Source organism: Zeaxanthinibacter sp. PT1 (assembly GCF_028464225.1).
In the GTDB taxonomy this organism is placed as follows: domain Bacteria; phylum Bacteroidota; class Bacteroidia; order Flavobacteriales; family Flavobacteriaceae; genus Zeaxanthinibacter.
Genome location: NZ_JAQPCN010000001.1, coordinates 476,752 through 503,000, shown reverse-complemented (window position 1 = coordinate 503,000; position 26,249 = coordinate 476,752). Strand labels below are relative to the sequence as shown.

At 44.9% G+C, this 26,249-nt stretch carries 26 protein-coding genes; 13 read left to right on the top strand and 13 right to left on the bottom strand.

Annotation, left to right across the window (positions count from 1 at the left end; all coding sequences use genetic code 11):
* The first annotated feature begins 295 nt into the window (after positions 1-295).
* The 5 genes from PP178_RS02245 (at position 296) to PP178_RS02225 (ending at position 4,411) form a co-directional block, all read left to right on the top strand.
* Positions 296-1,771, top strand: a complete 1,476-nt coding sequence (locus tag PP178_RS02245) for an arginine decarboxylase (RefSeq protein WP_272592677.1) — start codon at positions 296-298, stop codon at positions 1,769-1,771.
* Positions 1,683-2,627 carry an agmatinase gene (gene speB, locus PP178_RS02240; protein ID WP_272592676.1) on the top strand — a complete coding sequence of 315 codons (945 nt, stop codon included), beginning with the start codon at positions 1,683-1,685 and terminating at the stop codon, positions 2,625-2,627. The genes PP178_RS02245 and speB overlap by 89 nt, the downstream gene beginning before the upstream one ends.
* A complete protein-coding gene (locus PP178_RS02235; protein WP_272592675.1) occupies positions 2,614-3,591 on the top strand; it encodes a deoxyhypusine synthase family protein in 978 nt (325 codons plus the stop codon). Before speB ends, PP178_RS02235 begins: the two co-directional genes overlap by 14 nt.
* Positions 3,592-3,593: 2 nt before the next feature.
* Positions 3,594-3,902, top strand: a complete 309-nt coding sequence (locus tag PP178_RS02230; protein ID WP_272592674.1) for a hypothetical protein — start codon at positions 3,594-3,596, stop codon at positions 3,900-3,902.
* Between the two features lie 92 nt (positions 3,903-3,994).
* On the top strand, positions 3,995-4,411 hold the full coding sequence (locus PP178_RS02225) for a VOC family protein (RefSeq protein ID WP_272592673.1): 417 nt from the start codon (positions 3,995-3,997) through the stop codon (positions 4,409-4,411).
* Between the two features lie 2 nt (positions 4,412-4,413).
* On the opposite strand, the gene PP178_RS02220 is transcribed toward PP178_RS02225, so the two are convergent.
* Positions 4,414-5,352, bottom strand: coding sequence for an NAD-dependent epimerase/dehydratase family protein (locus PP178_RS02220; protein WP_272592672.1), 939 nt, complete (start codon positions 5,350-5,352; stop codon positions 4,414-4,416).
* 58 nt (positions 5,353-5,410) lie between these two features.
* On the opposite strand from PP178_RS02220, the gene PP178_RS02215 reads away from it, so the two are divergent.
* Positions 5,411-5,905: a hypothetical protein gene (locus tag PP178_RS02215; protein ID WP_272592671.1), complete on the top strand. Its 495-nt coding sequence runs from the start codon at positions 5,411-5,413 to the stop codon at positions 5,903-5,905.
* The gene (locus PP178_RS02210; protein WP_272592670.1) at positions 5,898-6,395 is read left to right on the top strand and encodes a nuclear transport factor 2 family protein; all 498 of its coding nucleotides are present in this window, start codon (positions 5,898-5,900) and stop codon (positions 6,393-6,395) included. The genes PP178_RS02215 and PP178_RS02210 overlap by 8 nt, the downstream gene beginning before the upstream one ends.
* 9 nt (positions 6,396-6,404) lie before the next feature.
* Here PP178_RS02210 and PP178_RS02205 read toward each other — a convergent pair whose 3' ends face one another.
* From PP178_RS02205 to PP178_RS02190, 4 genes are all read right to left on the bottom strand, one after another.
* Positions 6,405-7,103 carry a hypothetical protein gene (locus PP178_RS02205; RefSeq protein WP_272592669.1) on the bottom strand — a complete coding sequence of 233 codons (699 nt, stop codon included), beginning with the start codon at positions 7,101-7,103 and terminating at the stop codon, positions 6,405-6,407.
* A gap of 134 nt (positions 7,104-7,237) precedes the next feature.
* A complete protein-coding gene (locus tag PP178_RS02200; RefSeq protein WP_272592668.1) occupies positions 7,238-7,612 on the bottom strand; it encodes a hypothetical protein in 375 nt (124 codons plus the stop codon).
* 124 nt (positions 7,613-7,736) lie between these two features.
* The gene (locus PP178_RS02195; RefSeq protein WP_272592667.1) at positions 7,737-8,546 is read right to left on the bottom strand and encodes an SDR family oxidoreductase; all 810 of its coding nucleotides are present in this window, start codon (positions 8,544-8,546) and stop codon (positions 7,737-7,739) included.
* A complete protein-coding gene (locus PP178_RS02190; RefSeq protein WP_272592666.1) occupies positions 8,539-10,818 on the bottom strand; it encodes a M20/M25/M40 family metallo-hydrolase in 2,280 nt (759 codons plus the stop codon). The genes PP178_RS02195 and PP178_RS02190 overlap by 8 nt, the downstream gene beginning before the upstream one ends.
* Before the next feature lie 123 nt (positions 10,819-10,941).
* Here PP178_RS02190 and PP178_RS02185 point away from each other — a divergent pair, with 123 nt between their 5' ends.
* A complete protein-coding gene (locus PP178_RS02185; RefSeq protein WP_272592665.1) occupies positions 10,942-11,412 on the top strand; it encodes a CBS domain-containing protein in 471 nt (156 codons plus the stop codon).
* A gap of 69 nt (positions 11,413-11,481) precedes the next feature.
* Here PP178_RS02185 and PP178_RS02180 read toward each other — a convergent pair whose 3' ends face one another.
* Complete coding sequence (locus PP178_RS02180; protein WP_272592664.1) at positions 11,482-11,835, bottom strand: hypothetical protein; 354 nt, start codon at positions 11,833-11,835, stop codon at positions 11,482-11,484.
* 9 nt (positions 11,836-11,844) lie between these two features.
* Positions 11,845-12,417: a pentapeptide repeat-containing protein gene (locus tag PP178_RS02175; RefSeq protein WP_272592663.1), complete on the bottom strand. Its 573-nt coding sequence runs from the start codon at positions 12,415-12,417 to the stop codon at positions 11,845-11,847.
* A 230-nt stretch (positions 12,418-12,647) separates the two neighbouring features.
* Here PP178_RS02175 and PP178_RS02170 point away from each other — a divergent pair, with 230 nt between their 5' ends.
* From PP178_RS02170 to PP178_RS02160, 3 genes are all read left to right on the top strand, one after another.
* Positions 12,648-12,983 (top strand): single-stranded DNA-binding protein, encoded by a 336-nt coding sequence (locus tag PP178_RS02170; protein WP_272593610.1) that lies wholly within the window; start codon positions 12,648-12,650, stop codon positions 12,981-12,983.
* A 400-nt stretch (positions 12,984-13,383) separates the two neighbouring features.
* Entirely contained in the window at positions 13,384-13,857 is a 474-nt protein-coding gene (locus PP178_RS02165; protein ID WP_272592662.1) for a hypothetical protein, read from the top strand.
* A gap of 122 nt (positions 13,858-13,979) precedes the next feature.
* Complete coding sequence (locus PP178_RS02160; RefSeq protein WP_272592661.1) at positions 13,980-14,426, top strand: hypothetical protein; 447 nt, start codon at positions 13,980-13,982, stop codon at positions 14,424-14,426.
* A gap of 142 nt (positions 14,427-14,568) precedes the next feature.
* On the opposite strand, the gene PP178_RS02155 is transcribed toward PP178_RS02160, so the two are convergent.
* The 4 genes from PP178_RS02155 to PP178_RS02140 all read right to left on the bottom strand — a co-directional run bounded on the left by PP178_RS02155 (position 14,569) and on the right by PP178_RS02140 (position 20,842).
* Positions 14,569-15,408 carry a phosphatase PAP2 family protein gene (locus PP178_RS02155; RefSeq protein ID WP_272592660.1) on the bottom strand — a complete coding sequence of 280 codons (840 nt, stop codon included), beginning with the start codon at positions 15,406-15,408 and terminating at the stop codon, positions 14,569-14,571.
* An 8-nt stretch (positions 15,409-15,416) separates the two neighbouring features.
* Positions 15,417-17,498 (bottom strand): methionine--tRNA ligase, encoded by a 2,082-nt coding sequence (gene metG / locus PP178_RS02150; RefSeq protein ID WP_272592659.1) that lies wholly within the window; start codon positions 17,496-17,498, stop codon positions 15,417-15,419.
* Between the two features lie 145 nt (positions 17,499-17,643).
* Positions 17,644-19,326: a DUF1501 domain-containing protein gene (locus PP178_RS02145; protein WP_272592658.1), complete on the bottom strand. Its 1,683-nt coding sequence runs from the start codon at positions 19,324-19,326 to the stop codon at positions 17,644-17,646.
* A gap of 7 nt (positions 19,327-19,333) precedes the next feature.
* Positions 19,334-20,842 (bottom strand): DUF1800 domain-containing protein, encoded by a 1,509-nt coding sequence (locus PP178_RS02140; RefSeq protein ID WP_272592657.1) that lies wholly within the window; start codon positions 20,840-20,842, stop codon positions 19,334-19,336.
* A 200-nt stretch (positions 20,843-21,042) separates the two neighbouring features.
* On the opposite strand from PP178_RS02140, the gene PP178_RS02135 reads away from it, so the two are divergent.
* Both PP178_RS02135 and PP178_RS02130 read left to right on the top strand, forming a co-directional pair.
* Positions 21,043-21,399 carry a YraN family protein gene (locus PP178_RS02135; RefSeq protein WP_272592656.1) on the top strand — a complete coding sequence of 119 codons (357 nt, stop codon included), beginning with the start codon at positions 21,043-21,045 and terminating at the stop codon, positions 21,397-21,399.
* A gap of 54 nt (positions 21,400-21,453) precedes the next feature.
* Positions 21,454-22,113 carry an aspartate kinase gene (locus PP178_RS02130; RefSeq protein WP_272592655.1) on the top strand — a complete coding sequence of 220 codons (660 nt, stop codon included), beginning with the start codon at positions 21,454-21,456 and terminating at the stop codon, positions 22,111-22,113.
* Here the strand turns inward: PP178_RS02130 and mfd are convergent.
* Together mfd and pdeM are read right to left on the bottom strand one after the other, a co-directional pair.
* A complete protein-coding gene (mfd, locus tag PP178_RS02125; protein ID WP_430974698.1) occupies positions 22,110-25,448 on the bottom strand; it encodes a transcription-repair coupling factor in 3,339 nt (1,112 codons plus the stop codon). The two genes, PP178_RS02130 and mfd, sit on opposite strands and share 4 nt — an antisense overlap.
* 120 nt (positions 25,449-25,568) lie before the next feature.
* A complete protein-coding gene (gene pdeM / locus PP178_RS02120; RefSeq protein WP_272592653.1) occupies positions 25,569-26,201 on the bottom strand; it encodes a ligase-associated DNA damage response endonuclease PdeM in 633 nt (210 codons plus the stop codon).
* Positions 26,202-26,249 lie beyond the last annotated feature (48 nt).

Below are 26,249 nucleotides of genomic sequence, written 5' to 3'. Positions count from 1 at the left end.
GGGATAATTCCTTTATAAAGCGGCGGTTAAATTTTTTTCAATTTAAGCTTTTTTCCATTTTTTTTGATTTCATTTACGCCCCGAAAACGGGAATCCCTCGGTTTTTTCCTAATTTAGGGAAATGTGTGTACTACAGTGAATTAAGTAGTACTAAACTTTAATGGATCAGGGCAACATTAAAATTAATGAGCACATAGAAAGTTTGGTCTTTGACCAATCATTTAATATAATAATTAATGCTTCCCGGGTTTCCGGTGGGAAATGAAGATGGAGGTGAAAGGAAATAAAAAATACTATGAACGTCAAATACAGCGATCTGATAGATCAGACCTATTATTTTCCACAGGAGGAGTTCCGCCTGGAAGAGGATAACCTGTTATTCCACGATATTCCATTAAAGAAACTGATTGAGAAATATCAGAGTCCGCTTAAATTTACATACCTGCCCAAAATATCCACGAATATACAGAATGCCAAGGGCTGGTTTGCCAAAGCCATAGAAAAGCACGATTACAAGGGCAAATACTACTACGCCTACTGTACCAAAAGTTCTCACTTCCAGTATGTGCTGAACGAGGCATTGAAGAATGATATCCATATAGAGACCTCTTCTGCCTTTGATCTCAATATTGTACAGAATCTGAAAGCTGAAGGCAGGATCAAGGATGATACCTATGTTATTTGCAACGGTTTCAAGAGGTCGCAGTACGTTGAAAATATCGGTAAACTTATTAACGGCGGGCATCGCAACTGTATCCCGATCATCGATAATTACGAGGAGATCGATCTGCTTTCAGACGTGATTGAAGGAGATTACAAAGTAGGTATTCGTATCGCCTCTGAAGAAGAACCGAAATTTGAGTTCTATACCTCCAGGTTGGGTATAGGATATAAGGACATTGTCCCCTTCTACGAGAGACAGATCAAGGAACATTCCCAGGCTACCCTGAAAATGCTTCATTTCTTTATTAATACTGGGATTAAGGATACCGCCTATTACTGGAACGAATTGCATAAATGCCTCAGGGTCTATGTGCGTCTTAAAAAGATATGTCCTTCCCTGGATAGCCTGAATATCGGTGGAGGATTTCCTACCAAGAATTCACTTTCTTTTGAGTACGACTACGCCTATATGATTGATGAAATTGTTAACCAGATCAATATCACATGTAAGGAGGCAGACGTGGAAGTGCCTAATATATTTACAGAATTTGGTAGTTACACCGTTGGAGAAAGCGGTGGCGCTATCTACCAGGTGCTCTACCAGAAACAACAGAATGACCGGGAGAAGTGGAATATGATCGACTCATCTTTCATCACTACCCTTCCGGATTCCTGGGCCATCAATAAACGTTTTATCCTCTTGCCTATCAACCGTTGGCATGATGAATACGAACGTGTTTTACTCGGTGGCCTTACCTGCGACAGTGACGATTATTACAACAGTCTGCAGGATATGAATGCTATTTACCTACCCAAGTACAGGCGAGACAAACCCTTGTATATCGGGTTTTTTAATACCGGGGCCTACCAGGAATCTATTGGTGGTTTTGGTGGATTGCAGCATTGCCTGATCCCTCATCCCAAGCATATCCTAATAGACCGGGACAAGGACGGGAATTTAGTAACAAGTGTATTTAGTGAACAACAGAAGGCAGAAGAACTGCTTCAAATTTTAGGTTATGAAAACAACTCGGAATTACGCCGGGATCCCGGAAGAATTCGCACAACTGGAGAAAGCCAAAGTAGTATTAATACCTATACCCTATGATGGTACCAGTACCTGGGGCAAAGGAGCAGACAAGGGGCCGGATGCCTTCCTGGATGCTTCAGAAAACATGGAGCTATACGATATAGAAACCGATACCGAGGTTTACAAGCAAGGTATTTATCTCGCTCCTGCTATCGATGAAGATACCAGCCCGGAAGCTATGGTTAAGGCGGTTTACTCAACCACCAAGGACTATATTAAGCGCAATAAATTCGTCACCCTTTTTGGTGGTGAGCACTCAGTTTCTATAGGAAGTATAAGAGCATTCAATGAATGCTTTGACGATCTTACAGTCCTGCATATAGACGCACATGCAGACTTACGGGAATCCTACGAGGGAACCCCGTACAACCACGCTTGCGCTGTATACGAGGCTAGCCAGACGACTAACCTGGTACAGGTGGGAATCCGTAGTATGGATAGCATCGAGACTACCATCATGGATAAGGAAAAAACCTTTTTTGCCCACGAGATGGTAAGCGATGAATATTGGATGGATAAGGTCATCGAATTAATGACAGACCAGGTTTTCATCACCTTTGACCTCGATGCACTGGACCCGTCCATTATGCCGTCTACCGGTACGCCAGAGCCGGGTGGCCTTCTCTATTATGAGACCCTGGATTTCCTGAAAAGGGTTTTTGAAGAAAAGAATGTAGTTGGTTTTGACATCGTGGAATTATGTCCTAACCCACAGGAGAAGTCCTCCGACTTCCTCGCTGCCAAGCTCTATTATAAAATGTTGAGCTATAAATTTGAAGAAGAGGCTGTTGAGGATGATTATGACAACACGTATATTGCCGGGAGCGGTTCCGGAAATACAATAAAAAAGTTCACCGATAATGACGAAGAATAAAGGCGAGATCACTCGATTTATGGAGCGCTACTACCTGCATTTCAATGCAGCCTCTGTAGTAGATGCTGCCAAAGCGTACGAAGAGCAGCTGGATAAGGGGGCAAAAATGCTCGTGTCCCTTGCAGGGGCTATGAGTACTGCAGAGATCGGGAAGATCTTTGGAGAGATCATCCGGAAAGATAAAGTGCAAATCATATCCTGTACGGGGGCCAACCTGGAGGAAGACATTATGAACCTCGTGGCTCACTCACATTACAAGCGAGTGCCCAATTACCGGGACCTGACACCACAGGACGAGTGGGAATTGCTGGAAAAAGGACTTAACCGGGTTACCGATACCTGTATTCCAGAAGAAGAAGCCTTCCGGAGAATACAGGAACATATCGTTAAGATCTGGAAAGATGCTGAAGCAGCAGGGGAGCGTTATTTTCCACATGAGTATATGTACAAACTACTGCTGTCTGGTGTACTGGAAGAACATTACGAAATAGATGTTAAGGATTCCTGGATGTATGCGGCAGCCAAAAAGAACCTGCCTATCATTTGCCCGGGATGGGAAGACAGCACCATGGGTAATATCTTTGCTTCTTACGTTTTAAAAGGTGAGCTGAAAGCAAGTACCGTTAAGTCCGGGATTGAGTATATGACCTTCCTGGCCGACTGGTACACGGATAATTCTGAAAATGGAATTGGATTCTTCCAGATTGGCGGAGGAATTGCAGGTGATTTCCCTATTTGTGTGGTACCTATGCTTTACCAGGATATGGAGCGTACAGACACTCCATTCTGGAGCTATTTCTGCCAGATCAGTGATAGTACAACCAGTTATGGCTCCTATTCCGGTGCTGTGCCCAACGAAAAGATTACTTGGGGAAAACTGGATCTTGACACCCCGAAATTTATAATCGAGAGCGATGCAACTATTGTAGCGCCCTTAATTTTTGCTTATCTTTTAGATATGTAATTATGGATAATTTAAAAAGAGTAATTGTAGATTTTAAGAAACTTACCCCGGAGGTATTAAAACTACTGGTAGAGCGATATCCGGATGGATATGACGACCGCAATATCATAACTTTTAAGAATGCCCAGGGTGAACGGATACAAGCTGTAGAAGTCCTGACCGAAGACACCAAGTACCTGGTAAAAATCAGTCAGAAGCTAGAGATCACCATGGCCAATTATGACGAGGACGATTACGAGGATTACGATGAAGACGATCCGGAAGCGATCCCTGACTTTGAAGTCCAGGACGAGGATTCGGACGACACATAATATATTCCAGGAGAATAAAGCAGTACACCGGATCTCCATTTAGAGTTTCCGGTTCTGCTCTTCCCGGGAAGGATAATTTAAAACGAGCAGTGATGAAAAACTTTCCTTTCCACCTTTCACTTCCCTGTCACAGCATCAGTAAGACTAGGGATTTCTATGTTCAAACCCTTGGGGCCCGGCAGGGTCGCAATACTACTACCTGGTTAGATATAGACCTCTTTGGGAACCAGATTACCTTTACAAAGTGCGGAGACTATAATTTCTCATATAAGTCCTACAAATTCGAAGATTCTGTTCTGCCGGCATTCCATATTGGGGTAGTAGTGGATTTATCCACCTGGAACTCCCTTTACAGGAAACTGGAATTAAGCGAAGAAGAGATCAGCTCAGAAACAACTTTCCTAACAAATAAAAAAGGAGAACACCGATCTTTCTTCATCGCGGACCCTAACGGGTACATGGTGGAGTTTAAGTGCTTCAAAAATTTTGCTGATATCTTCGCCCAGTAAGTCTATTTCAGGTTGGAAAGCATTTCCCGGGTGGTCTTCTCCAGGTCAAATTCCGGAGACCAGCCCCAGTCTTCCTGTGCGTTACTGTCATCAATACTGCTCGGCCAGGAGTCCGCTATGGCCTGCCTGAAATCCGGTTCGTAATCAATAGTAAAGTCGGGGATATGCTTTTGGATGCTGTCCGCCATGTCAGCAGGGCTGAAACTCATGGCTGCCAGGTTATAGGACGATCTCACTTTGATATTTTCCGGTTGCGTATCCATGATAGCCAGCGTCGCACGGATAGCGTCGTCCATATACATCATTGGAAGACGGGTGTCTTCGGACACAAAACAGGTATAGGTACCATCCTTTATGGCCTGCATGTAAATATCTACGGCAAAATCGGTTGTACCCCCACCCGGAGCAGTTTTCCAGCTGATGAGCCCCGGATACCTGACGCTTCTAACATCTACGCCGAATTTCTTATGGTAATAATCACACCAGCGCTCCCCGGATTGCTTACTGACACCATATACGGTGCTTGGTTCCATGATGGTGTGTTGAGGGGTGTTCTCTTTAGGGGTGTTGGGGCCAAAAACGGCAATACTGGAAGGCCAGAAAACCTTACTGATCTTTTTATCCTTGGCTAGGTTAAGCACGTTAAATAACGAGTTCATATTCAGGTTCCAGGCTCTCATCGGAAATTTTTCCGCCGTAGCACTAAGCATCGCGGCCATCAGGTAAACCTCGTCAATTTCGTAATGCATAACTATATCTTCAAGAGCTCCATAGTTGGTGGCATCCAGCATTTCAAACGGTCCGGAATCCATCAATTGTCCACTGCCTTCACGTATGTCACTGGCAATCACTTGTTCGTTGCCATATCGCTCACGAAGAGCCAGGGTGAGTTCTGTGCCAATTTGTCCGCAGGCACCTAAGATGAGTATAGATTTATGCATATTGTAATTATTAATAGAGCCCAAAGATAGCCTTTATTAAAATTTGTACCTTCGTTCCATGCCAAAGATATTACTGATCTGCTTGTGTCTTCTCTCGCTCTTAAGTTGTAAAGAAGGGGAAGAAACCACACTCCCTCACAGAGAGGAACTCACTTCTTTTCCCACTGATTCCCTGCCCCGTATAAACACGGTAAACCGGGAGGTGGAAGTTATTTTACAAACTTGGCCGGAGTTCCAGGAAATGGAGTCGGCTTTCAAGAGGGTGTACCAGACCGAGAACAGGGAAGACCTGGTTTTGACCGTTGACGAGCTTATTGAAAAGCAAAAAGCCCTTGAAACTTCTACCTATCCCATACAATTTGATACCCCAAAAATTAAAAGCAGGCAAAAAGTACTTAAGACCTATATCCTGAAGGTGAAAGCAGCCCTGATCTACCGGCAAGACCTAGTAAAGCCTACCAGGGATATGCTTAATTCTTATAACGCCATGCGTGAACAATTTGATGTGATCTTAAACAATAATTTAGAAAGCGAATTACTCCTAGATGAATAGAAATGTCATAATACTCGCCTTGATCTTCGCCTGTGGGCAGGCCTTTGGTCAAATGAATCCTGAAGATGCTATTGGGAAAATATTGGACCGATGGCACCAGGCTGCATCCGATGCTGATTTTGAAGGATATTTTGATCTGATGACCGATGATGCGGTCTTCATCGGGACCGATGCGACAGAGCTCTGGGGGAATCAGGCCTTTAAGGAATTCTCAAAGCCCTATTTTGACAGGGGTAAAGCGTGGAATTTCACTTCCCTCGAGCGAAATATTTACCTCGGACCGGATGGAAAAATCGCCTGGTTTGACGAATTGCTGGATACCCAAATGAAATTATGCCGTGGCTCAGGCGTGTTGAGGCAAGAGGACGGGCAATGGAAAATTGCACATTACGTCCTCTCTATTGCGGTTCCGAATGAAGTCGTGGATAAACTCATCCTGCTGAAAAAAGAAAAGGACAGTCTGCTGACCGAGAAGTTGCGCAAACCCTGAACCGATTAATTACTCCTCGGGATTCTCTGCTTTTTCTTTCCTGGACAGTAAGGCCTGCTTGCTCAGGCTTGCCAGGTTAAAGTTAGGATCAATAGCCAAAGCTTCGTCCATAAGGGCAATGGCCTTGTCAATGTTATTCTTATTCATGTTATACTGTACCAGTCCTTTTAAATGAAGGAATGCTGCTTTCAGAGGTACCTGGTAGGGCTGCTGACGTTCGTAAAAAGCATACATCATATCATCAGTTGCATTCGCAATACCATAAGTAATGTATTCCAGTGCCTCACCATCCCCTCCGGTCTGTATCCTCAGGTCAGCAATCTCGTAAGCCAGGTAGGGATCTGCTTCTCGTTGGTATAGTATCCTGTATTGCTCCAGTGCACGCTTGGGTTGGTTCAGAGCCTTAAGTGAAATCGCTTTGACTTGCACGGCTAGGTCTGAATCATTCTCATCGGTCTCTATCCCGATAGTATTCAGAGCTTGCATATGCTGATTGTTGTTGGCATATACATAGGCCAGGGTATCCCGGCGCTCCTGGCTTGGCGCGAGAATATTCAGGTGGGTCAGTGCGTTTATAACGCCATTGATATCCCCCTGCAACTTCATTTCGTTATAAAACGCCTCGTAGTGATTTTGAAGATCTGTAGTGCTTTGGGCATACGTACTTAGGCTTATAGCCAGCATTAATCCGAATAGTATCCTTTTCATTTACCTGAATTTTGTGCGCCAAAACTATTATTTTTTTTAATAAGTCTGCCCCAAAATCACTTTAAATCGCTAGGGGTCAAATAAAAAAGGATACCCGCATGGTATCCTTTTAGTTTTTGTAGTGATATTATTCCTCAGACCGTGGTAAGCGGCATATCCTTGCCGGAATACGATCGTAATAGCCAAGCGTAGAAAGAGAGACTGTTTCGATCGCTCTCAAGACATGAATTTAAAAACTCCCGAAGGTTCTGGAATAGAAGGTTCGCGTGTAGCAGGGGTAATTTCACATTTACCTTCTTAGGGTTATATGTGGTATCATCCATGACGATATCCATAGATACTCTTTTCCGATGGTAATCGATTTTTACATCAGTAGCATTATAATGCTTTTTAATAAGCACCTGGTGTAGTTCCCTGTCCCTTTCCGTTTTATTTCCTCTTTGACAACTGCGATCAATTAAGACTTTAATTTCTGTAAGTATTTTCCCTTTTATATTTAATCTTTCCATGATACTAGTAGAATTTGTGATTCACTTAAAATTACGGAAGAAATAGCGTGATGCCCGTAAAAAGGGACCTTATTTAAGATTTTGCATAAAGGTTTGTTGTGAAAAGGTAGAAAAGTGTTGTGAATTAACTAAAAATCGATGTTAAAAATACGGACCTTTTATAAGGAAAATACTTACATTCAACTAATTTCCCGGGATTTGCTCCTGTAGATTGCTGGTAATCAGGAGGTGTAAGCCCGCGTTTCAAGGCTTCAGACCGGTAATAATCCTGCTTTTCAGGATGTTCCGGAGCCACACCATTGACGATGGCATTCCAGTATTCCTTTTCAATAATGATTTGTACCAGGGAAATAGCATCAGTTCGGTGGATAAGGTTTACGGGGTGCTCTCCATTCCGAAGTTCGGTTTTACCGGATAAATGCGAAACGGGGTGCCTGTCGCCACCGATCAGACCGCCAAAACGGACCACCGTAGTATGTAAACCGGGATCTTGTATAAAGAGTTGTTCTGAGGCCAGTAAATGCCTCCCGGATTCTGTATTCGGCCTGGCCTTACTTTTTTCATCCAATACTCCACTTTGATCTCCATATACCGATGTGCTGCTGACAAAAATGATCTTTCTAACCCCAGACTTTTTAATCTCGCTATGAAGCACCTTCATCTTGTCAAAATAGCTTTCACTGTCCTCGGCCCGAAGCCTGGGAGGAACATTAATTACGAGTACCTCTGAGCCTTGCAGGAATTGCCCGATATTTCCTTTGATATGGTCAGGACTCAATTGAAGTAAGAAGGGTGTGATCCCAGCATTTAGGAGCGACTGTATTTTATCTTCAGATGTGGTACTCCCGTGAATGGTCCATCCGTTTTTCAGCAAAGCTTCGGCCAAAGGTAAACCTAACCATCCACAACCCATTATAGCAATGGTGCTACTCATACAACACTTTTTTCATGATCACCGTGGCATCATTCAATACAAATGGCATGGGGATCTCTTTTTTCGGCCTGGAAGGTACAGAGAATTCCGGGTGTGTTAACAGGTTGTTCGCCGATTCAAAGAAAGAAAGTTCCAGTACTGCATTTGCAGGCAGCTCAATCTCTAGCTGGGTTACATCATTCTCACTGATGTAGTGGGTTAAAAGTCGGCTTCCCCGCCTGTCCAGATAATGCTCCTCCAGGGAAACTCCATTGACCTTAACCCGGTTCAGTTGTACCGGGTTAGTATAGAGATCTAACCTGTTCACGGCTCTTTGCGGACGGTATAGTATTTTGAGTTTTCGCTCGCCATTTACCAGGGTATCCATCAGTTTTTCTACCAGGGGTACGCCAAGGTTTTTTGCCGGTGCTGCAGCAACCTGCGTAAAACCGGATTGGTATTTACTGGGGAAGATCGGAATTTCTGTCGCATCATCCACCTGTGTCTGGGTAAAGTAAGAGGTATTCCAGGAGCTTAAGTGGTGGTTATAGGACGCCCAATAGGCTTCCTCGGTATCGGCATCCAATAAATATACCAAGCTGCTTGGATGCGGTTGTTCTTCTGAAAATCCGGACCTTAAATGTGCGGCAACAATCATTCCCAGGAACAGAATGAACCCGAGCAAAGCCAAATTCCGATGTAGTTTAAGAGAATCCAGTAGCGGTAACAGCAGATAGAACAATAGGGTTACAAATAAGGTTGTGGTGATCAACAATTTTAATCCGAGTCCGACAGGAAGGGCTTCGATAAAGGGTGCTACAATCCAAATTGCCGGTACGCAGAGCAGGGCGAGGACAATAGGGTCGGTTTCTTTGGGGTGGAGAATAATAAAGAACCCTGCCAAGAGGGCAAAGACCGGTAAAATAAAAAAAGCTGCACCTGCAAGAAAATAGGATAAGGCTCCGCATAATAGCAGCCAGATCAGGATAACAGAGGGTAGTTTATTTGCGACACTGATGGTGTCAAATTTGCTGTAGATAATAAAACATAAAGATGCTGCCAGGGCTCCCAATGCTCCTATATACCAATAGCCGTTATAGGGAAAACCTTGTAATATGTCCCGGTATTCCGGGTATATCCATAGGATGACCGTCCAACTGAAATAGCCGATAAGCAGGTTAACCAGGAGGCTCAGTAAAGCCGGTGTAAATCCTTTTGCCATGGCTCTCCAGGAGAGCAGCTGTTTTTTCCGTCCAAAAGAGAGCAATAAAATGTAGGTTAACACAGCAAGGAAGTACATAGGCCAGATCCATGAATAGGGATAAGTGATCAACCCAAAGAATAGAATATTCACGTACACCATATCCGAATCCTCATTTAGGGTGGAGAGATCGACCTGGCTCATATGATGAAGCAAGGGGAAAAGATAACTTCCATGGTGTGCAAGCGAAGAAGGGTCCAGGCGATCATAGCGATCCAGTGCTGTATGATAATCATAATGATCGTCTATAAAAGCAAAATTAAAGCCCTGTATATTCCCATCTTCCCTGAAGACAGTCAGGTCCGTATCATTGGGCAATAATTTATAAACACTGTAAGCCAGTGAATTCGCAGCAGGGAACTCGACCTCGGCTTTCATAAATTCCTGTATCAGGGCCTGGTTACCTCCATTGGTTTCCAAGAACATATAGGATGGCCCCCCGCTACCCCTGGCCTCAAAATTAAGTACGAGGCCAACATCTTTAGCCCATGGGTGTTGGTTGACAAATAAATCGGCACCGTTGAGTCCAAGTTCTTCGGCGTCTGTAAAGAGAACAATGATATCGTTTACAGGGGTGGTCCCTGAGGCCAGAAACGCCCTCATGCTCTCCAGGATTGCAGCCACGCCACTTGCAGCATCGCTGGCACCTAAAGAAGAGTGAGGGTTGCTGTCATAATGAGATAGTAGCAAAAGGGCCTTCCCGTTTCCGGATCCATTGAGTCTTGCGATAATATTAGTGGCCCTGCTTAAATTCCCCCAGTCACCCGCGGTGTAGCCCTGTTGTAATACGGGTTGCAGCCCAAGGGATTGTAATTGCTGTTCAAGGTAGTTACGGACTTCCTTATGCGCAGGGAAGCCTACGGCATGGGGTGCTGTGCTCATGGCCTTGACGTGCTTCAATGCTCGTTCCGTGGAAAACCCGGTCTCCCCAGCCTGATTTCCATAGTTGTCCGAAGGCATACGGGTGCTGAACACGGTAAGGAAAGCCAGTAAAAGCAGGAGGAGACTGAGCAATGGGATATATCGCTTCATCCTTGTCAAATTATTCGATAAATGTATAAAATTATGATAGTCTTTAGCTGTTTGGCGACTTTATTTAAATTATCCGCAGAATTTGTCTATATTTAAAATTAACTGAATTTCAAACAAACAACTATGGGAATCAAAAGTTTTCAGGGCCGTAGAGCCAAGGCAGAAGCGAAAAAAGAATATGACGCCCCCATATTGGTAGCTGACTATATGACTACAAAACTGGTTACCTTCAGGCCGGATCAATCTATTTTGGAGGTTATGGAGCTCTTTGCAAAACATCATATTTCCGGGGGGCCTGTTCTCGATGATAATGGCTTCCTTGTTGGGATCATTTCTGAAGCCGATTGTATGAAGCAGATATCCGAAAGCCGGTATTTTAATCAACCGATCCTGGATAAGAACGTGGAGCGATTTATGACTGAGAATGTAGAGACCATTGAACACGATATCAGCATATTTGATGCTGCGGGGGTATTTCACAAAAACAACAGGCGTAGATTGCCCGTGATGCGTGAAGGATTGCTCGTAGGGCAAATAAGCAGGAAAGATATAGTGATTGCTGCATTAAAATTAAATTCTCACAATTGGAAATAGTACAGACTCAGTTTTAAACATAACCCGGCCCTAGTGCCGGGTTTTATTTTATCTAGGCTTCATAAGCGCTTATTCCCTTTTAACAATCATGAAAAAGTCATTGTCCAGTGGTAAATAACCAAGATCGTAAACAAAGTAATAGATTGCACCTTTTTTTGTAGTGTAAAGGTTAGTGATATATTCAAAATCAAAACCCTTGTCCAAGAGCCGATTTTTTGTGGTCCTGGTCTTTCCGTCCCTAAGGGAGAAACTCTCGAGTATCCGGTAATTTTTCCTCAAGCGGTTATTGATATTCCTCAACAAGTTATTAGAGTCCTTGTTTAGTTGATTATGATAGGCATTTCGGCAGTAATCGGAACAGAATTTCTTGTCGGCCCTGCCGGCGATTGCAGTAGAACACTCTTTGCATTTTCGTCCTGTCATAGGACTAATTTAAACGACTACAATGTCATAAACATGCAGTAGGCCGGGAAGTCCATCACGAGAAAATTTCGTTTTTTTTAGCTTGTTGCGTGCGGGATCCAGCCTGTAATTGATCGCAGTCTCAAAATTGGTGTGATGTAATACGGTCTGCTCAAAAAGAGCTTTATCCAGGTTGCATTGGTCAAATTTTACCGAGCTAAGATCTGCTTCTGTGAAATCAGCGCCTATTAGTTTACAACGATTAAAAATCCATCCTTTCAGGTTTAGGCCGTAGAACGAGGACATACGTAGGGCACAGTCTTCAAAAGAAATCCTTAGCAGGAAGGGGTCGGAATCCTGGAACTGCAACCCCATCATCTTACAGCGTACAAAATTAGCTTCCTGGAATTGGGAATAGCTGAGGTTAGCATTGCTAAGGTCACAATCGATAAAGGTACATTCCAGGAAACGGGCATTGTCCAGGTAGCCCGAAGAGAAATCACAATTATCAAAGGTACATAGCTCATATTCTGCCTTGGGCAGTCTTGCTTCCCGGAAATTTTCACCGGCAAAGTGTTTTTCAGCGATCAGCTCCTGTTTCATTAGCAAAAATTAATTGAGCTCAAAGTTAAAAATTAAACCCGGGTAAAATATAAGGATATTGAGTAGTAGCCTATTATAGCAGGCGTTAAACATTTTCAATTATTTCTAAACGTATACAGACGTAAGTAAATGTGTCTTATGCAAATGCAGGGAAATCATCGCCTTAGGTTTGCATTGTCGGGAAGGTCCTGGCGGAAACAGCTGAAGTTTAATTTAATAAAAATGAGATGATGAACGCATTGAGAAACAAGGTAGTATTGATTGGTAACCTGGGGCAGGATCCTGAGATCGTAGCCCTGGAAAATGGAAGTAAACTGGCTAAATTTTCAGTAGCCACGAATGAGTCTTACAAGAATGGGAAAGGAGAGAAGGTGACGGATACACAATGGCACCAGGTGTTGGCCTGGGGAAAGACCGCAGAAATAGTGGAAAATTACCTTCATAAGGGGAGTGAAGTTGCTGTACAAGGTAAGCTGATGCACCGCACTTACGAAACCAAGGAAGGAGTCAAAAGGTATGTCACCGAAGTGCGATGCAGTGAACTGTTAATGCTCGGGAAAGCATAATTTGCATCTCAAAAGAGGGTTCCCTTGGGAGTCCTCTTTTTATTTGATAAAACAACAAAATTATCAGTGGATGATTAGCCTCTGAAGCTAATGATTATAGGGCTTAACAGTATTTTAACGCAATCTGATGTCGCTACGGGGGTATGGGCCAAGAAGCTATTTTATATAGCACACTTTTTGATGACTGTCCCCGTATTTTTGTAGTGCAGGTCAGGAGAAATCCCCCGCTTCTTCCGGAAGGCCTATCTCCAACAGGATGATCGTTCAATTCCCGGAAAAACAGTTCAAATTACAGATTCTTGTACGATGGTGTAATTTAACAGGCAACAGTGACATTTAGCCTGATTTGCAAGTATAAATCACTGATTTTTTGTAACTTATATAGACATCTTTTGCCATCATGAATTACCGCGTATCCCATATGACCAATAAATTCCAATCCCTTCACCTCGGAGCCTGGTTGCTATTTATTGTGTTTATGGTTGCACCGGCTAACATGGATGCGCAGGCAACTCCTGACGAAGCTCCTACAGAGGAATTCTACCGGGAACGCGCAGCTGCAGATGCAGCGCTGGAACACCAACTGAATTGGAAGCACGAGGAGGATGAGAGGGATTTCTGGGTAGATCAGCGCAATTTCGAAAATGATCTTAAGGCAGAAAACCCAATAAGTTACCACGTATATATGACTGGTAAAAGACTGGCATATGATTACCAGCAAACCCAGTGTACAGATGCCTGTGAACACGGCAGGATCTACAATATACAGTCTGATTTTTATATACAGTACAGCGAAGGAGGGGAGAACCTTGCCGACGCAGTTAGCGGAAAAGGAAAGACCCCGGCAGTAGCCACTGGACACGAACGCCGCTAAGCCATATTAGATCGCTTCACTACTTTAATTACCAAGCACTTACATTTTAGATAAAAAATTACAGTAGGGTTTTAGGCCTTATGATTGTTCTTAATACATCAGAATCTAAAAAAATTAAGAACATGAATAAGATCATCAATTTAAAAAATCTTCTGCCGCTCGCACTTCTTCTAATAGGATACCAGGCCCCGATCATGGCACAGGAACAAACAGAAGAGGATCGTATATCGTATTACGAAGAACGAGGAAGGGAAGATGCACTTTACGAGCAGAACCTTACTACCAAAGAAGAGGCTGACGAGGCCGATTTCTGGGAAGACCAGGAAGCGTATGAAAAGGAATTAAAAGCACGGGACCGTAAAGCACATCGCGCCTATATGAAAGGTAAACGGGATGCTTATAAAGAGCATTACGCATACTGTGATCATCACTGCCATCACGGTTCCCATTACTACAGCCATGCCACCTTTTATTACCATGGGTACTACCGCTCTTACGACAGGCCATCTAGAACCAGGGTTAATACGGGCATCCGGATAGGGACACCCAGTGTCCGGATCGGACTTTAACAAAAAACAAAATCGCCCGAAGAGGCGATTTTTTTATGTGAGATCAAAACACGGACAGCGCTTACATCTCTTCTTTTCCGATTTCTTGTACTTTTCGCAGCATTTTTTCTTGAGCTTCTTTGGTTTTATTTTAATCATCCGGTCAGAATGTAATAATCACCCCTACATTCCCTGGACCGAACTGCAGGTCCCAACTCAGCTCCTTATCCTGCTCATTATATTTCTTATCATATCGTTTGTCGAGGTATCGATCTATAGACTCGACCGTCACAATACTTAGTGCTACCCCGAAGGCGATGTCGCTTAACCAGTGTTGCTGATCCCAGAGTCGACTTGCACCGGGAACCAGGCCAATGGCATAAAATCCCGCCTTAACCCAAGGACTTTTGAATTGCTTTGCAATGGCATAAGCGTTGGTGAATGCCAGGATGGTATGGCCAGAAGGGAAGGAGTGAAAATTCCGAGAGCTGTTAAAGGGGTCAAAGGTGTCTTTACCTAAGCCACTGATTGGCCTTGCACGCCCTACGAGCGATTTCGCGACCTGCTGTAATACCCCGGCTGCACTGGCGGAAGCGATAAGCAATACACCTGTTCTCCTCAGTTTATCGTCCTTGGCAATTAAACCCGCAAGGTATACCCCGGAGGTTAGCAGGTAGTTGTTCTCCGGGCTGCCATATAATTCCCCGTAATCCCTGACGAGCCTGGGGATGCTTTCCCTTTGGTTGCTTACAAAGCGAGAGGTTTCATCGTCTACAAGGTATATAAGGCCCGTTCCGGCGGTGATGCCTCCCATGGTGAGCAGTTGCTTCTTCTCCCAATGCAGGGGCCTGGAATAAGCATACCCGATACTCCTGAATACATTGCCGACATCATAAGTCAGCATCTTCCAGCGCGTGTCCCTGACATCGGTCGTGTCCTCCTGTGCGAGGCCAAGTGATGAAAAGGCCATGAAGAAGATCAGTAGCCAGGATATTTTTGCCATTTTCGCCATTAGTTTATGGTTGTCCCGTTACCTACTCCGGCTTCCGACGGCGAGACAAACACCAACTTGCCTTCTTGATTTTCTGTCATCAGGATCATTCCCTGGCTCTCAACACCCCGTAATTTTCTAGCGGCAAGGTTAACCAAAACAGTCACTTGTTTCCCGATGATGTCTTCAGGGGCAAAACTCTCCGAAATTCCGGAAACAATTGTCCTGGTGTCTATACCGGTATCTACTTTCAGTACAAGTAACTTTTTTGTTTTAGGCATTTTCTCAGCTTCCAGGATGGTTCCTACGCGGAGATCCAGTGCTGAGAAGTCTTCAAACTGAATGGTGTCTTTTTCTGGTATCACTTCTGTTTCTTCGGTTTCGTTCTTTTTCCTGGTCGTTTCCAGTTTATCTACTTGTTCCTGTATCTCCTTGTCCTCGATCTTTCTGAAAAGCAATTCAGGGCTACCCAGTTGGTGGCCGGGAGGGAGCAATTCCTTAGGAGAAGCATCTGCCACCCATAGATTGGAACCGGGGTCTCGGCTATCAAAATTCAGCATTCTTCTTAATGCAGTCGCTGTAAAAGGCAAGAATGGCTCAGAGAGAACTGCCAACCCGGCTGCTACCTGCAGGGCTACGTACATGATGGTTTTTACGCGCTCTGCATCCTCTTTAATTACTGTCCAAGGGGCTTGATCGGCCAGGTATTTGTTCCCGCTTCGGGCCATATTCATCAACTCCTGGCAAGCTTCCCTGAAGCGATAACGTTCCAGGGAATCGGTCAAGGTCACCGGGAAGGTATTCAGGGTTTGTAATACTTCTTTATCTGTTTCGCTCAGCGTACCCGGCTTGGGAACAACTCCCTGGTAATATTTCTGGCTGAGTACCAATACCCGGTTGATGAAGTTCCCGAAAATGGCGACCAACTCATTGTTATTCCTCGCCTGGAAATCTTTCCAGGTAAAATCGTTATCCTTTGTCTCAGGAGCATTTACGGTAAGGGTATACCGAAGTACATCTTGCATATCCGGGAATTCCTCCAGGTATTCATGCAGCCAGACCGCCCAGTTCTTACTGGTCGATAATTTCTGACCTTCCAGGTTCAGGAACTCGTTGGCGGGCACGTTATCCGGTAGAATATATGACCCGTGTGCCTTAAGCATGGCAGGGAAGATGATACAGTGAAATACGATATTGTCTTTACCAATAAAATGTACAAGCTTGGAGTCTTCATCCTTCCAGTAGGTCTCCCAGTTTTTCCCTTCCCGTGCAGCCCATTCCTTGGTTGCAGAGATGTAACCAATGGGGGCATCAAACCAGACATATAAAACTTTTCCTTCTGCACCTTCTACAGGAACCGGGATTCCCCAGTCCAGGTCCCTGGTAACCGCTCTTGGTTTTAATCCTTCGTCAATCCATGATTTACATTGGCCATACACATTGGGCTTCCAGTCGTGCTTATGCGATTCCAGTATCCATTCTTTCAGGAATGATTCGTACTGGTCTAAGGGTAGAAACCAGTGCCTGGTCTTTTTCAAAGTAGGAACGCCACCACTGAGAGTCGATTTTGGGTTAATCAGGTCCGTGGCATTCAGTGAAGATCCGCATCGTTCACATTGATCTCCATAGGCTTCTTCGTTCCCGCACTTAGGACAGGTACCGGTAACAAATCGATCGGCTAGGAATTGCCCCGCCTGTTCGTCATAGAGCTGTTCCGTAGTCTCTTCAATGAAATCACCTTCCTTGTAGAGTTTATTAAAGAATTCTGAGGCGGTCTCGTGGTGCACCTCTGCAGAAGTCCTGGAATAATTATCAAAAGAGATACCGAAATCTTCAAAGGATTTAGCAATGATCCCATGGTACTTATCGATAAGCTGCTGTGGACTAACACCTTCCTTTTTGGCTTTCATGGGGATGGCTACACCGTGTTCGTCGCTTCCGCAGACAAAGGCTACATCGCGACCTTTTAAACGCAGGTACCGGCTGTAAATATCAGCGGGTACATACACCCCGGCCAAATGCCCTATATGTATCGGACCATTGGTATACGGTAATGCTGCTGTAATGGTATATCTTTTTGGAGTTTTTGCTTCCTGGGACATCTATTTTCGATTAAGGCACAAAAATAACCAATTTTTCAGGCCTTGAACCAAGCTTAAGGATGAATTTAAAAACCCCCATGCCCGCTGCGGTTCTGGGGGAAACCTTTGCGGAGCACAGGGGCATGTAATGTTAAGTAGGAAGGGTTTAGGAGATCAGGACCGACTTGGACATTTTCCGGTCCTGTACTTGTATCCTGTAAATATATTTCCCTGTAGACAGGCCCATGGGCATGCGTGCCCGGATATCGATCTCTGCTGTTCCCTCAAACATGAACTCGTTGTATATGGTCCCGACGTTCTGACCGAGAATATTATACAACTGTATATCGACGTGTGCACTAAAGGGCATTTCTACATAGATTCTCGGTGAGGCAGAATTTGGATAAAAAGGCTTGTGAACAATAGCATCCAGCATCTCCGGGCTGGCCGCCTCTTCCGTAGGCTCGTCCCTGCTTGGTGGCGTAGGCGGATCATCGTCATAGGCAATATCCGGGAATTGGACACCGCTGCAATTAAAGCCTAAGTTCACGGGGGCATAAGGATGATCGAGCAGGTGCTGCTCTACCAGTGGGATGGGAACGCAGAGCCATTCAGCCAAAACAGTGGCGTAAAGGTCCCTGAAATCCATGGTGTACTCCAGATTTCCCCTGCTATTGGGTGCATCCAGGCTGGGGTGCTCACCCACAAAGGCACTGCCCTGCAAGCCCGACCCAAAAAAGAGTGTAGGGGCTGCCTTTCCGTGATCCGTACCGTTAGAACCATTTTCATAGATACGTCGGCCAAATTCGGAGAAGGTCATGCTAAGCACCTTTTCATCCTGTTGGGTAAAAGCCAGGTCTTCGTAGAAATTATGAACTGCTATAGAGAGGTTAGACATCAGGCGTTCATGGGCCAAGGGTTGATTTCCATGAGTATCAAAACCGCCCATAGAGATCATATATACCTTAGTGCCCAGGTTTCCTTTGATCAGCCTTGCCAGCAATGCCAGTTGCCTCGCAAAACCATTATCCTGGTATTGTACCTGGTTCTGACCACGTTCGTAAGCCTCGTGTATAAGACCCGAGTATTCATAGGTAGTATTGGCAACACCTCTTAGGAATTTGAGCTGGTCCCCGTACATGCAATCGTTGAACAATGAAGGGTCCAGGCTGTATTGCACCCCTGTTTCAGCGATCTGTTCCAGTTGATCAATATTCGAGGTAACAAAGGCGTAATTAGTCTCTTCCCCTTCAAAGATCAGGCTGCCAAAATTGCCTATCTGTATCGCCGCAGGGGATGCAGGAGGATTGATTAGGTAATCCGGGTACAGGTTCTCGAAATAGCGACCCATCCATCCGGTATCCAGCCCGCTGAATCCCGTGGTGGTCAGGTCTGTATTGGCATAGATGTCTGATCCTGTAAAGTGGGAAAGGCTTTGATTCTCATATCCAACCCCATGTACTGCCTTGAATTGGCCGTTGCCCCACATGGACTCCAGGGAATTCATATAGGTGGGGATCCCAAAATCGTCAGTCAGTTTAAGTACCTTGCTTTCGGGGATATAGATATTGGGCCTGGCATTGGCGTATAAATCGTATTGCTGTATCGGGATCACTGTACTCAGACCATCATTCCCGCCGGAGAGGCGGATGAGTATCAGTATGTTATCAGATTCGGCATTGGCAATTGCAGAAGTCAGTGGGGATGGGGCAGATGCGGAAAGCAGGTTGCTACCCAACATCATAGATCCGGACCCGGCAATACCTAAAGCCTGTAAAAAAGAGCGCCTGCTCCATTTCTTATGTTCTGCATCGTGTGCCTCTTTGTTGTTTTTGGGATGATTACACATGGTAGGCTTATTTAAGTTGAAATTCGGGTTGTCTGGAGATATGCATCAGGAGAAGAAAAACCTGCTGAGGAACTTCAGGACTTATGGATAGCATCCATAAACCGAGTCCGCCAGGTATATAGTCTGAACCGTAGTAATTTTCCGGAACATCTTCGATCTTAAAAACGGAAAGGGCATTCTCAAAATCCTGAGTTGTCAGTAGTCCTTTAGGGAGTAGGTGATCTACAATGGCCTGTACCACTATTTGCGGATTACTGGTGTTGCTGTTGGAATTACCTACCGCTGCTACCGCATAGGCCCTGAACTGTTCTGGGTTGGCCTGGAAAGCAGCCTGCAGGAATACTTCTACCGTAAGCCACCTTCCGATCATGAAATTGGTGTTGATCCAACTGCGGTCTCGCTGCCAACCGGCAACATCCCGAGGATCAAACAGGGTCTGTCCTAAAAGACCGCTGGCGTCAACAACATTGATCAAAACATTGTCATCATAAGAAAAACCGGTTTCGTTCAGCAAGTTGAGGTAAATGTCAAAAGGACTTTTTATAATTACCCCGAGCGCTTCTTCATCAAAGAAGTGCTGACTTTTAAAAAGCTCTGAGAGTACGGGGGCGATTTCAAAATTATTGGACAGGAAGGTTGAAGCCATCCCGGAGATAATAAGTTGTGCGTTCCCTGCGTCGTCGTCACTGTCCGGGTGTACAAAAAATTCGTACAATTTCTTACAGATGAAGTCGGCAATTTGCTGTGACCTTTCCTCGAAGAGAATATCAATGACATCATCATACCCCCAATTCCCGGTTCTGCCCAGGATTGTTTTGCTGCCACCATCAAAGCGCGCAGGGTTAAAGGTGACCGCAGAGCATCCAACCTCGCCCCGTTCCACATAGCCGGTCAGGGCACGGGCAGTTTCGATGATATCCTGCTCCGTATACCCATTTCCTTCACCTAATGTAAAGAGTTCGTAGAGTTCCCGGGCATAATTCTCGTTGGGGTTGTTTCCGTTGTTGTATACCCCGTCCAGGTAGTACAGCATGGCATCGGTAAGACCGATCTCGCTGACAAAGGTTTTAAAATTGCCGATGGCATTCCGCTGAAGGCAGTTGATATAACCGTAGAGGAAAGAATTACATTCGTAGATATCCAGTTCGGTAACAAAATGGTTGCTCCAGAAAAAACTAAGACGGTCCCTTAGGTTGTTATTTAACAATGCGCCGGTATAGCTCACGGCCCATTCTTGCCGCTGAGATCGCACCAATTGCCCGGCAGCATCATCGTCTGCAGGATAATTGTCACGGTTCCAGTTAGCCCATGGAGGTGCCGCCAGTGGGGGCATGGCCAGGGCTTCAGTGACCAGGTTGTCTACCAGGACGGCAGCATTCTGCCCCGTGGCCTGGTCTATTGTTTGTTTTGAGGCACTGAAACCCAGTCTCCTGTACAAGTGGGCCGCCCGGGTCGCATCCAGGGGTGTTGTGTAAAGAGCTAAGGTTGCAGTATTACAATTAATAAAATACTCCATAGAATCTCTGGCTTTAAGAACCTTCATGTGTTTAGGATGGGGTGAATTCTTAAATGCGTTGAGTATTGAGTTTTTACAGCAATATGCGTATCTTATGGTATAGAGCGAATGAAAGTAGCATCTTAGTATAAATTAGGTCGACTAAATGCTGATTTTTTCGATGAACTACCGCCATTTTTATCATTTCAACAATTCTGAACATGAAAAACAGGGAAATAGGAAGCCGGGCAGAAGCTATGGCGGTACAATATCTTAAAGATAAGGGGTATACCATCCTGGCCACCAATTATTATTACCGCAAGGCAGAAATTGATATCATCGCAAGAAAGGCCGAGGTGCTCGCCATAGTGGAGGTCAAATATCGAAGTTCTGACTATTTTGATGACCTGGTTAAAAGCGTTACTCCTAAAAAAATTAAATTATTGGTCATGGCCGCTGATCATTATATACAGGAGCACCAATTAGACCTGGAAACCCGATTTGATATTATTACCTACCTGGAAAGAGCTGATAAAACAGAAATGCAACACCTGCAGGATGCCTTCTATCATTTTTAAAAGTTTGTTTTATTTGTAACATAATGTTATTTTTGCTCTTTTACCGGCAAACCTATGAAAACAATATCCTCTGTTGTTGAGCAGTATATCAAGAAAAAACCATTTCTCCAGAGTGCCCTGGCCCAGGGAATTATTAACCTGACTTCCCTATCGCGAATCGTAAAACCCGAGATCGAGGAGGAATTGGGAAAGGAGGTTAGGAATGGTGCTATCGTAATGGCCCTGAAACGGCTTTCAGGAGATATGGAATTCCGGGCTACCCACCGGATCATAAAAGTGCTCAAAGAAATTGGGGAGATTACCGTACGATCTTCCTTGACAGATTTTACTTTCCTGGTTTCAGACAGTATCCTTGAAAATCAAACGGAATTGTTAGAGACGGTAAACAAGAATAAAGATGTCTTCTATACCTCCTCGAGAGGGGTTAACGAATTAAATATCGTGGTTAGCAATACGCTTGATGATACCGTGGAGCAATTGTTCAAGAATGAGAAATGTACCCAGAAGTCCGAAAATCTCTCATCCATAACCGTAAAGCTTCCTGCAGAGAACACCCAGGTGCCCGGGATCTATTACTTCATTTTCCAGAGGCTTGCCTGGGAGGGAATTGTTTTATACGAAGTGATCTCTACCACCAATGAATTTACCATCCTGGTGAATGATGACCAGGTAGATGTGGCGTTCAAGACCATCAAGGATCTTAAAATGCTTTAACCTGCGGTACTTGCCATGGCGCTGGCCTCCAATGGCCTGATGGCCTGGAGTGCTTTGGAGATGGTAGACACTTTTTCAAAAACAAGTAAAAGCCTAAGGCCCTTACGGGTATCTTTTTCTTTGATCTTGCACTGCTGGGGATGTGATTGTACAAATTGTAATACCCTTGTGAATCGGTCAGATTGGTAAAAACCGGATTGTTGGTCCGAGATAAAATAGCCGATCAGCTTGCCTTTTTTCATCACTACCTTTTCAAGGCCGATTTCCTTAGCGATCCATTTAATCCTGACAGAATTCAACAGGTCTTCAACCTGGGAAGGTATTTCACCAAAGCGATCTACCAGTTGTTGTTCATATTCAGACAGTGCTGATTCATCCTCGATGTTGTTTAGTTGGGTATACAGGTTAAGGCGTTCTGTAGTGCTATTCACATAATCGTCTGGGAATAACAGTTCAAAATCCGTATCGATCTGTACATCTTTGACATAATCTCGCTTAGGGCCTTCCATTTCTTCATAAAGGTCCTTGAATTCATTTTCCTTAAGCTCGTCTATTGCCTCGGCGAGGATCTTCTGGTAGGTTTCAAAACCGATATCATTGATAAAACCGCTCTGTTCTCCTCCCAGGATGTCACCCGCACCACGGATTTCCAGATCCTTCATGGCGATATTGAATCCACTACCCAGTTCCGTGAACTGCTCCAATGCCTGTATACGTTTCCTGGCTTCGGCTGTCATAGCCTCGTAAGGTGGAGTAATAAAGTAGCAGAACGCCTTTTTATTACTCCGCCCGACACGTCCTCTCATCTGGTGCAGGTCGCTCAGACCAAAATTATTGGCATTATTGATGAAAATGGTATTCGCATTGGTGACATCAAGACCACTTTCCACAATTGTAGTGGACACAAGAACATCAAATTCGCCATTCATGAATGCCAGCATCAGGGTCTCCAGCTTCTTGCCCTCCATCTGCCCGTGGCCGACACCAACCTTGGCGTGGGGCACCAACCGTTGTATCATTCCGGCAACCTCTTTAATGTTTTCTATCCGGTTGTGGATAAAATAAACCTGTCCGCCTCTTTCGATCTCGTAACTGATAGCATCCCTGATAGTTTCTTCACTAAAGCCGATAACCTGGCTTTCTATGGGGTAACGGTTAGGGGGAGGGGTGTTGATTACCGACAAATCCCTGGCAGCCATCAAACTGAATTGCAAAGTACGGGGAATTGGTGTAGCGGTAAGGGTCAGTACATCTACGTTCTCCTTGATCGATTTTAATTTGTCCTTGACAGATACCCCAAATTTCTGTTCTTCATCCACGATCAACAGTCCAAGATCTTTGAATTTCACCTGTTTGTTAACCAGTTGATGCGTACCTATGATAATATCCACCTTTCCTTCGGTGAGGCGCTCCAAAACATCTTTCTTCTCTTTGGCGGTCCGGAAACGGTTAAGGTAATCCACGGTTACCGGCATCTCCTTAAGACGTTCCGAAAAAGTCCGGTGATGCTGGAATGCCAGGATGGTCGTTGGAACTAAGACGGCAACTTGTTTACCGTTATCTACTGCCTTAAAGGCTGCACGGATGGCTACTTCTGTCTTGCCGAAACCTACATCTCCACACACCAGCCTGTCCATGGGACGCTGGCTCTCCATGTCGCTCTTGATGTCCTCCGTGGCTTTACTTTGATCCGGGGTGTCCTCATAGATAAAGGAAGCCTCTAACTCGTGCTGCAGGTAACTGTCCGGGTGGTATTGAAAACCTTTTTCCAATCGTCGCTTGGCATAGACCTGTATGAGGTCAAAAGCGATTTTTTTAACCCGGGATTTGGTCTTCTGTTTCAGGTTCTTCCATGCCGCCGATCCTAATTTATAGATCTTCGGACTGGTTCCGTCCTTGCCGTTATATTTAGATATTTTGTGGAGGGAATGTATGCTTACATAGAGGATATCACGGTCGCTGTACTGCAGTTTGATGGCCTCCTGCATTTTACCTTCCACTTGTATTTTCTGCAGGCCGCCAAACACCCCTATCCCGTGATCAATGTGGGTCACGTAATCTCCTATCTCCAGTTTATTTAATTCCTGCAGCGTAATGGCCTGTTTCTTAGCGTACCCATTCTTCAGGTGGAATTTATGGTAACGTTCAAAAATCTGGTGATCGGTATAGCAGGCCACTTGCAAGTCCTCATCAACAAAGCCTTGGTAAATCGGGAAAACGAGGGTCTGGTAATGCACCCGACCGTCTACTTCTTCGAAAATATCGTGGAGTCGCTTGGCTTGTTGTTCCGAAGCGCAGCATATATAATTGCGATAGCCTTTCTCCTCATTCTCATTCAGGTTGGCGATCAGCAGATCAAATTTCTTATTGAATGAGGGTTGAGGTTTGGTGCGGAATTCCACCTCGGTCATCGATTGTCCAAGCTCTTCCCATTCGGCCTTCATGCTTTTGGTTTCCCCTGGGGTGGCATCGCCAAACTGTATATGCTTAAATTCCCTTAGTTCCTTCTTCAGTAGATCTGAATTCAGGAATAATTCTGAAGGGGAAAGCCGGCGTACTTCTCCGTCCTGTTCCTTATAAGATGCCTCTGCCTTTTTGTAGAAATCATCTATTCGCTCAAATACCGCCTGTGGCCTTTGAATCATAATCACGGTCTTGGCCGATATATATTTCAGGAAACTAACCCGTGATTCTGTCAGTTGTTTGTGCTCAACGTTAGGAATGATGGTGATCTTCTTCGCCGGTTCTGTAGAGAGTTGAGTGGCGACGTCAAAGGTGCGGATGCTATCTACTTCATCCCCGAAGAATTCTATGCGGTAGGGCTCGTCATGTGAAAATGAGAAGACATCAACAATTCCTCCCCTTACGGAGAATTCACCCGGTCCGGATACAAAGTCCACCCTTTGAAAGTGGTATTCAAAAAGCACCTCGTTCAGGAAATCCAGTGATAGCTGGTCTCCCAGCTTTATTTTCAGGGTGTTCTTGTCCAGTTCCTTCCTGGTGACCACTTTTTCAAACAAGGCGTCCGGGTAAGATACAATGATGGCCGGCTTTTTACGGGAATTGATCCTGTTCAGAACCTCTGCCCTGAGCAGTACGTTGGCATTGTCTGTTTCTTCTATCTGGTATGGGCGCCTATAGCTGCCCGGGTAGAATAATACCTCGTTCTTGCCCACCATCAGTTCCAGGTCATTGAGGTGGTAAGCAGCTTCCTCCTTGTCATTAAAGATGAACAAAAAGGGTAAATCACTCTCTTTGTAAAGTGCTGCGCTGAGGAACGATAGGGAAGACCCGGTTAACCCTTTTATCCGTATAGGGTGTACCGGCAGGCTTATGGCATCCTTGAGTAACCCGAGCTCGGGGGACTTGTAGTATAATTCCTTGATACTGGACTGGGTCAACGGAGAAAATTTGTGCAAATATAACTGCTAAACAAGGGGTTCCAAAGCGCTATATCATAATTTTATGACTTGATCCTCTGCAATGGCGAATACCTCGTCCTCATTTTTCTGTTCCAGCGTATGCATTCCTGTAAAGGTGCCAAAAGCGGGCAGGATCATCTGCCGGGGACTTTTAAAGAAGCAGGGTAATCTCATGGATTGTCTCCCCTGACCCCTGATCTTAACGGCAGGGTGAATATGTCCGGCAAAATTAAAGAGACCCTCCCGCTCTTCAGGGTGGTGGGTCAGTAAAAATTGGCCGATGACGAGTTCGGGAACCACTTTTATCCCCAAGCCTTCATATTTTAAAGGAGAGATGATATCGTGATTTCCCGCAATCAGTATGATCTCTGATTTCACCTTGGATACCCATTCGCTGAAAAGCTCCCATTCCCCATTGAGGTAGGAATGGAAAAGGTCTCCCAGGAAACATATTTTCTCAGGGTGGAAATCCTGGACTGTAGCATCGAGTAAGCGGAAATTGGCCGCGATAGCATTCTGCGGAACCGCCGCGCCATATTTCCGAAAATGGGATACTTTTCCCAGGTGTACATCACTGATAAGTAGCATTGATTGGTCTACCCAATATAGCGCACCGCTGGGGTGTAGTTCAAAATTGGATTGCTGGATGGGCAGTGAGCGGGTCATGTGGCAAAATTATGGTAGTAAGGGGAACCCTGCAACCAAAAATGTTCG

Coding starts and splice junctions, on each gene's coding strand:
- PP178_RS02180 (WP_272592664.1), bottom strand. CDS start 11,835: ATGACAGGACGAAAATGCAAAGAGTGTTCTACTGCAATCGCCGGCAGG.
- PP178_RS02155 (WP_272592660.1), bottom strand. CDS start 15,408: ATGGCAAAAATATCCTGGCTACTGATCTTCTTCATGGCCTTTTCATCA.
- PP178_RS02210 (WP_272592670.1), top strand. CDS start 5,898: ATGAATAGAAATGTCATAATACTCGCCTTGATCTTCGCCTGTGGGCAG.
- pdeM (WP_272592653.1), bottom strand. CDS start 26,201: ATGACCCGCTCACTGCCCATCCAGCAATCCAATTTTGAACTACACCCC.
- PP178_RS02195 (WP_272592667.1), bottom strand. CDS start 8,546: ATGAGTAGCACCATTGCTATAATGGGTTGTGGATGGTTAGGTTTACCT.
- PP178_RS02235 (WP_272592675.1), top strand. CDS start 2,614: ATGACGAAGAATAAAGGCGAGATCACTCGATTTATGGAGCGCTACTAC.
- PP178_RS02200 (WP_272592668.1), bottom strand. CDS start 7,612: ATGGAAAGATTAAATATAAAAGGGAAAATACTTACAGAAATTAAAGTC.
- PP178_RS02165 (WP_272592662.1), top strand. CDS start 13,384: ATGAATTACCGCGTATCCCATATGACCAATAAATTCCAATCCCTTCAC.
- speB (WP_272592676.1), top strand. CDS start 1,683: ATGAAAACAACTCGGAATTACGCCGGGATCCCGGAAGAATTCGCACAA.
- PP178_RS02135 (WP_272592656.1), top strand. CDS start 21,043: ATGAAAAACAGGGAAATAGGAAGCCGGGCAGAAGCTATGGCGGTACAA.
- PP178_RS02245 (WP_272592677.1), top strand. CDS start 296: ATGAACGTCAAATACAGCGATCTGATAGATCAGACCTATTATTTTCCA.
- PP178_RS02215 (WP_272592671.1), top strand. CDS start 5,411: ATGCCAAAGATATTACTGATCTGCTTGTGTCTTCTCTCGCTCTTAAGT.
- PP178_RS02205 (WP_272592669.1), bottom strand. CDS start 7,103: ATGAAAAGGATACTATTCGGATTAATGCTGGCTATAAGCCTAAGTACG.
- metG (WP_272592659.1), bottom strand. CDS start 17,498: ATGTCCCAGGAAGCAAAAACTCCAAAAAGATATACCATTACAGCAGCA.
- PP178_RS02175 (WP_272592663.1), bottom strand. CDS start 12,417: ATGAAACAGGAGCTGATCGCTGAAAAACACTTTGCCGGTGAAAATTTC.
- PP178_RS02225 (WP_272592673.1), top strand. CDS start 3,995: ATGAAAAACTTTCCTTTCCACCTTTCACTTCCCTGTCACAGCATCAGT.
- PP178_RS02185 (WP_272592665.1), top strand. CDS start 10,942: ATGGGAATCAAAAGTTTTCAGGGCCGTAGAGCCAAGGCAGAAGCGAAA.
- PP178_RS02190 (WP_272592666.1), bottom strand. CDS start 10,818: ATGAAGCGATATATCCCATTGCTCAGTCTCCTCCTGCTTTTACTGGCT.
- PP178_RS02220 (WP_272592672.1), bottom strand. CDS start 5,352: ATGCATAAATCTATACTCATCTTAGGTGCCTGCGGACAAATTGGCACA.
- PP178_RS02130 (WP_272592655.1), top strand. CDS start 21,454: ATGAAAACAATATCCTCTGTTGTTGAGCAGTATATCAAGAAAAAACCA.
- PP178_RS02170 (WP_272593610.1), top strand. CDS start 12,648: ATGAACGCATTGAGAAACAAGGTAGTATTGATTGGTAACCTGGGGCAG.
- PP178_RS02140 (WP_272592657.1), bottom strand. CDS start 20,842: ATGGAGTATTTTATTAATTGTAATACTGCAACCTTAGCTCTTTACACA.
- PP178_RS02230 (WP_272592674.1), top strand. CDS start 3,594: ATGGATAATTTAAAAAGAGTAATTGTAGATTTTAAGAAACTTACCCCG.
- PP178_RS02160 (WP_272592661.1), top strand. CDS start 13,980: ATGAATAAGATCATCAATTTAAAAAATCTTCTGCCGCTCGCACTTCTT.
- PP178_RS02145 (WP_272592658.1), bottom strand. CDS start 19,326: ATGTGTAATCATCCCAAAAACAACAAAGAGGCACACGATGCAGAACAT.